At 68.1% G+C, this 6,429-nt stretch carries 5 protein-coding genes; 2 read left to right on the top strand and 3 right to left on the bottom strand.

Annotated elements, in window-relative coordinates; translation table 11 throughout:
* The coding region (locus ETD85_RS59225; protein ID WP_240780125.1) for a serine/threonine-protein kinase at window positions 1–1,245 on the bottom strand (1,245 nt) is incomplete at its 3' end.
* Window positions 1,246–1,429: 184 nt separating this feature from the next.
* Complete coding sequence (locus ETD85_RS59220; RefSeq protein WP_138698579.1) at window positions 1,430–2,863, bottom strand: cytochrome ubiquinol oxidase subunit I; 1,434 nt, start codon at window positions 2,861–2,863, stop codon at window positions 1,430–1,432.
* A 794-nt stretch (window positions 2,864–3,657) separates the two neighbouring features.
* Here ETD85_RS59220 and ETD85_RS59215 point away from each other — a divergent pair.
* Both ETD85_RS59215 and ETD85_RS59210 read left to right on the top strand, forming a co-directional pair.
* Entirely contained in the window at window positions 3,658–4,794 is a 1,137-nt protein-coding gene (locus ETD85_RS59215; protein WP_170247447.1) for an OmpA family protein, read from the top strand.
* A gap of 3 nt (window positions 4,795–4,797) precedes the next feature.
* Window positions 4,798–5,277, top strand: coding sequence for a hypothetical protein (locus ETD85_RS59210; protein ID WP_138698577.1), 480 nt, complete (start codon window positions 4,798–4,800; stop codon window positions 5,275–5,277).
* Between the two features lie 142 nt (window positions 5,278–5,419).
* Here ETD85_RS59210 and ETD85_RS59205 read toward each other — a convergent pair whose 3' ends face one another.
* Window positions 5,420–6,088, bottom strand: coding sequence for a response regulator (locus ETD85_RS59205; RefSeq protein ID WP_138698576.1), 669 nt, complete (start codon window positions 6,086–6,088; stop codon window positions 5,420–5,422).
* Between the last annotated feature and the right edge of the window lie 341 nt (window positions 6,089–6,429).

Raw genomic sequence — 6,429 nt, 5'->3', positions numbered from 1 at the left:
ACGCGTCAGATGTGTATAAGACACAGCAGACCTACCCGTACCACCCCTCGCAGGCCCTTGAGCGTCCCATTCTGCTGACCCACGCCCACCGCGCTCCGCAATCCCGCCGGCGTCACCCGCCCAAGACCCACGCGCATCCCGCTCCGCAGATCCGCCGGCACCACCCGCTACAGACCCATCCGCGCCCCGCTCCGCAGATCCACGTGCGCCCCGCTCCGCAGACCCGCTGGCGTCCCACCCCATAGACCCACGCCCCGCAGACGCGTCGGCCGTCCAGCCCGCAGAGGCACTGGCACCTTGTCCACCAGGCTCGCTGAAGTCCCACCCACCGAGGTCGTCGGCATCTTGGTCGATGGATCCGCGGTCGTTCCAGCCGCTGGAGTCGCTGGAGGTGGGGGCGCCTGGCGGTTTCGCGAGGCGGACCCGGCCTCGCCCGGGCGGGTAGGGGATGGGCGTCCAGATCTCCTCCAGCACCCCCGTCACCGACTGCCGCAGGTCCCAAGGAGCCCCCACGCCGCCCGCTGCCAGCAGCGCGCGCAGCAGGTCGGCGGCCTTCGGGCGGTCTGCGGGGTCCTTGGCCAGTGCAGCCTCGACGGCAGGCCGGAGCAGCGCGGGTACGTGCTCGATCCGCGGGGGCTCGAACAGGATGCGCCTGGTCAGGACATCCGCCTCCCCACCCCCGAACGGATGGTGGCCGGTAGCGGCGAACGCCACCAAGCACCCCCACGCGAACACGTCCGACGCGGGCATCGCCGTGCCGCCGGTCAGGCGCTCCGGTGCCACCCAGCCTGGGCTGCCCATGACCTGTCCCGCCTGGGTGTGCGCGGCCAGCGTGTCGACATCACGGGCGATGCCGAAATCGATGACGCGCGGCCCGCGCGGCGACAGGAGCACGTTGCCCGGCTTGAGGTCCCGGTGCACCAGCCCGGCCTCGTGCACCGCCACCAGCGCGGCGGCGACGCCCAGTGCCACGCCGTAGGCCACATCGGGGGTGAACGGTCCTCTGGCCATGACGACCTGGGAGAGCGCCGGGCCCGGGATGTATTCGGTGACCAGGTAGGGGCGATCTTGGTCGGTGCCGTCCTCCACGACCGCCGCCGTGCAGAAGGGCACCAATCTGCGTGAGAAAGCCACTTCCTCAGCGAAGCGCGCCCGTAACGTGGCATCGTTGAGATGCACCGCATGCGGCGTCTTGAGCGCCACCAGGCCACCCCGAGGGTGTTCGGCCAGATACACCACTCCCATCCCGCCCGTGCCGAGGCGGCCCAGGAGTAGGTATCGGCCGATGATGACCGGGTCGCCCACCGTAAGCGGTCGCACGCCAGGAGGCATGTCACCTGAACCACGCGCCATCCGGGTTTCGCCTCTCCTGTCTGGAACACGGCAAAGCACACTGTGGCCGCATCCAGCGAGGCTTTCCGCATGTCTGTCATAAGGGGTATTGGAGGTAAGGCGTTCGTTCCTCTGGGGTGAGTAAGTGCTGTGATCTGATGGCCTGAAGTGGCGTTTTATCCTTGGCGTGCCTCCAGAGGATGATCATGTTCAGGACGGCGAGTGCCACGAAGAGTGGGCCGAAGATCGCGAATTGGACGACATCCGCGCCGGGTGTGATCGCGTCGGCCACCTTGATCCGCCCATAGACGGCCCACGGCTGGCGGCCTACTTCCCGGAAGATCCAGCCGGACAGGACGGCCAGGAATGGGAGCGGGATGGCGTACAGGAAGATCTTCGCGCCTCGGCTCGATCCAGCCGGCTGCATCACCGTCCCCTCATAATTTCCAGCACGTCCTTCAGCGCCGTTTCCGGCACGTCTTCCCTCGCGGTTTCCGGTACGTCCTCCCTTGCGGTTCCCGGCGCGTCCTCCGGCGTTCTCGGCGGTTCTCCCGACGTAATCGGCACTCATTCCGCTGCGTCTGGTAGTTCCCCACGGCCACTTGGCGCGTCTACTGAGAGGCGTGGCGGTCTCGGCAGGGTGCTCGAAGGTCTCGGGCTGCTGCTCGGGACTTTCGATGCTGCGGGCGGCTCTGGCCAGGAAAGGGCCGGCCAGGGCGAGGGCGATCAGCAGGGCGCCGATGATCAGCATGGCGAGCAGGGCGGTGGCGGCCCAGGCGGGCGGGATGTAGTCGCCCGGGCCGTACGCGGCGGCCATCTCGCTCTGCAGTGCGGCGCGTTCGGCGCTGGTGCCGTCCCACAGGGCGAGTTTCATGGGCTGCAGGTCTCTGACGAACTGCTGATGACCGGCCGCCGCGACGATCGTCATGCCGGGCAGCAGCGCCCATGCCCCGAGCCTGACCGAGCGGCGATCACGGTGATAGGCGCCGATCCCCGCCACGAAGATGCCCGCTGTCACCAGTCCGGCTCCTGTGACGTGGGCAAACGCGCTCCAGGCTGCCGGATTTGTCCATGGGTCCGCTGCCGGGTGCTGCAGGTGGGCGTTGGCCACGAGGACGACGTACGCGGAGATGTGGGCGGTCAGGGTCACCACCCAGATCACCGCCAGATGCGCCCACCTCGGCAGCCGATCCCAGCCGAACAACCACAGTCCCAGGAACGTCGACTCCACGAAGAACGCCACGATCGTCTCCAGGGCGAGCGCCGGGCCGATCTCCGTCGTCAGCCGGCTCCAGTTGAGTGCGAGCTCGAACTCCATCACCAGGCCGGTGACGATGCCGAACGCGTAGTTGATCACGTAGAGCCTGCCCCAGAACCACAGCCTGGCCCGGCTCTCCGCGCTCGGCCGGATCGTCTCGCCGACCTGCATGATGGCCAGCAGGGTCGCCAGGCCAAGGGTCAGCACGACGAAGAGGAAGTGGCCGCCCGCGGTGATCGCGAACTCCACGCGGGCCAGCGGGAGGAGGTCCATGCGGGAGAGGGTTTCAAGGGGGAGGGTGTGTTCGCGTCAGCCCACAGTTCGATTTTGAGTACGACTCTGGGGCGAGACAAAACGGCCTAGGTCGTCTACAGCCCTGGTCGGATCCAGATGTCTATTAACGGCATGCCTACCGCCCGGGCCACAGCCAGCTGGTGCCCACGAATCACCTACGACCCGGCTCGGGGTTGCCGTGCCATCCGGCCGAACATCCAACAGATTTGGCTGTCCAGCAGGAACGTGGACCCGGGGACCAGTAAGTCACGCCGATGCCGGGGCGGTTTCGGCGTCGTTTTCGCTGAACAAGCGCATGACCGTTGCCGGGGAGCAGCGCCTGCCCTTCTTTTTGCCCTTGGTAATGGCGAGTCGGACGGTGGCTGGGACCCGCGCCGACTTGCGCCACAAGGGCCAGCCACTCCACGCTCCGCTGCCCGACCAGCGGCTGCGCTGGGGCCTGGCCGCGTACGCCCACGCGAGCGCAGCCCGGGGGTCGGCACCCTGAGGCGGCCTGCCTGCCGGCGCCATCCGCTCGCGGGTCGACGGCCGAGTTTGATCGATTTCCAGGCGAGCCACACAGGTGATCTATAGCCTGGACGGCTGACTTGTCAGACAAGGAAGGTTTTGTCGACATGCACCCCCTGCGAGCGACCGTTCTTGTACTCACGGCGGCCCTGACCTGCGCATGCGGGCAGAAGGACCAGCCGTTGCGCGATACCCCGTCGGCCGCGGCCTCCAGTACTGCGCCTTCGGTGCCGCCCTCCACCCCAGCTTCGGCAGGAGGGAGCTACGTGAGCGAGGGCATGGTCGGTTTCTACACCGCCAACCCCTTCAAAATCGAGGTGCAGGCCATCGAGCGGCACGCCGAATTGACCGTGTTACGTATGGAGATCATGACCACGGCGACCACCAACACCGCCGGCGCCTTCGGCTACGGCACCATGCAGACCTCCTTCGCCAGGTTCAGGCTGCTCGACCCGATCGGCAGGAAGATCTACTTCACCCTGCGCGAGAAGGACAGCAACGGCGACGCCTTCGGCACCAGGAATCGCACGGCCGCTGCCGACTATCCCGAGGACTTCGTGCCAGGCGTGCGCTACCCGGTCGAGGTCTACTTCCCGCCCCTTCCGGCCGCCGCCAAGGCGATGTCGATCGTGCCCGACCTGCCGATGGGCCCGATGACCGGCATCCCGGTCACCGACGGCGGCGCCGAGCCGGCCGCCCGTGAGCGCGGCTCCTCCGAGATGCCGAAGACCGGCGACACGTTCCAGTGGCCCGTCGTCGCGCCGGGCGGGGAGATCTGGTCAGGCGTCTCCGACGCGAACGAACTGGTGGAGACACCGGTGAAGACCACCACTCAGGCGGGTGACACGGAGACGATCGGCCTGCGCACCGACGTACTGTTCACCTTCGACAGAGCGCGTCTGAGCACGAAGGCAGCAGCCGTACTCGATGACGTGGTCGAGGAGACCAGACGACGGGCCGACCTCGCCAAACCGCCCATCACGATCACCGGTCACACCGACAACAAGGGCGACGACGATTACAACCAGACGTTGTCGGTTAAACGGGCCGAGGCGGTGCGGCAGTATCTGGCCGCCAAGCTCGGCAGCGACTACCAGTACAGACCGGAAGGCAAGGGTGAGCGCGAGCCGATCGCCAAGAACGACAAGCGGGACGGCAGCGACAATCCCGCAGGGCGGGCCAGGAACCGCCGCGTAGAAATTTCCTACTCCATCAAGCAGCAGGGCCCGGACGTGACCAGCACCACGAGCCCCTCCACCGACCAGGTACGCGGCTCCACCGTGGCGCCGGCCTCGTTCCGTGCCGACCCAGGAGGGCGGGTGGCCAGTTTCACCTGGTCGTTCAAGAACCGGGCAGACCAGCTCAAGGTGGACGTGCTGCCGATCTATCGCGACGGAGCCTAAGTGGTGGCCTCCTTCGACGTCACCAAGATCAACGATGGCACGTTCGTCCCGTCCTCCGCGCCTTTCTCCGGATGGGACCACGAGTTCTCCGCCGGCGCCGATTTCGGCGCCTTCATCCTGGTCGATCCGGTCACCAAGGCGCGCTACCACCCGCTCAAGATGGACACGGAGTTCGTCGAGAACTACGTCCCCGCCCTGGATGGGGGCGAGACCGGCAGGGCCTACGTCTACTACCCCGCTCCGCCCGACGATCGCACGAGCATCACGCTGGAGGTGGCCAGCGGAGGCGTCTACCCGGCAGTCCCCATCAAAGGCTGGCCGGCTCGACGACCGGGGGACGGGACACGGCCGCGACGGGCACCCCCCGCACAGCGCTCAACGCCACAACGGGGCCGGAAAGCTGCTGGCCAACGTCCTCACCGAGCCGACCCGGGCAGGCCGAGGAGTGCCGGCCCGCCGATGTCGCACGCCTGTCACCGGTGATCCTCGATCTGTTGACGCGACGCCGGCTCACCGCCTGGGAGACGGATCGTCCATGTCGCCGGACGCGCTGTTCTCGCGCGCCCAGCGGCACATCGATCCCAGGCGACCATGATCGTTTGCTGCCCCGGTGGCGGGTGGCTGGTCAAAGCTCGCGGCGGACCCAGCGCGGGGTGACCAGCCCCGATTCGTACGCTGTCACCACCAGCTGTGCCCTGTCGCGGGCCGCCAGTTTGGCGAGGATGCGGCTGACGTGCGTCTTCACCGTCGCCGGGCTCAGCACCAGACGTTCGGCGATCTCTTCGTTGGACAGGCCCGACGCGATCAGGCCCAGCACCTCGCGTTCCCGTTCGGTCAGCGCGCTCAGCTCGGGCACCGGCCTGGTCACCCGTCCGGCGAACTCCGCGATCAGCCTCCTCGTGATCGCGGGCGCGATGAGCGCGTCCCCTCTGGCCGCCACGCGCACCGCGTGGATCAGCTCCATCGGCTCGGTGTCCTTGAGCAGGAAACCGCTGGCCCCGGCCCGGAGCGCGCCGTAGACGTAGTCGTCCATGTCGAACGTCGTGAGTATCACCACCTTCACCCCGGTCAGCGCGGGATCGGTGACGATGCGGCGGGTGGCTTGGATGCCGTCCGCGCCCGGCATCCGGACGTCCATGAGCACGACATCCGGCGTCTCGGCGCGGGCGAGGCGTAATGCCTCTTCGCCGTCGCCCGCCTCTCCGACGACGACCAGGTCGGGCTCGCCCTCCAGCATCAGACGGAACCCTGCGCGCACCAGTCGCTGGTCATCGGCGAGCAGGACGCTGATCATCGCGGCTCACCATCCGGCACTGGCACTATCAGAATGATCACCGCGTCAACCGTCCCCGGCGGGTGGGCCACCCCAGCTGGGCGGCTCCAGGCGGGCCTCCCAGCCGGGTGCCTTGCGTAGGTGTCTCGTGCGAACCCCACGCGCGGACCCCCCTCGTGCGAACCCCACGCGCGGACCCCCTCGTGCGAACCCCACGCGCGGGCCCCAGATGCGGGTCCCTCACGGGTGACCTGAGTGGCCCGCATCCCGGCAAACAGCCGAGACCATGCCCTGCCACGTCGAAGCCATGTTGAAGCCACATCGACGTCCCCCTCCCGCCCGCGCCATCCACCGACGATCAC

This window comes from Nonomuraea zeae (genome assembly GCF_005889725.1).
Lineage (GTDB): Bacteria > Actinomycetota > Actinomycetes > Streptosporangiales > Streptosporangiaceae > Nonomuraea > Nonomuraea zeae.
The sequence above is the reverse complement of the archived record's forward strand: the minus strand, read 5'-3'. Positions and strand labels throughout refer to the sequence as shown.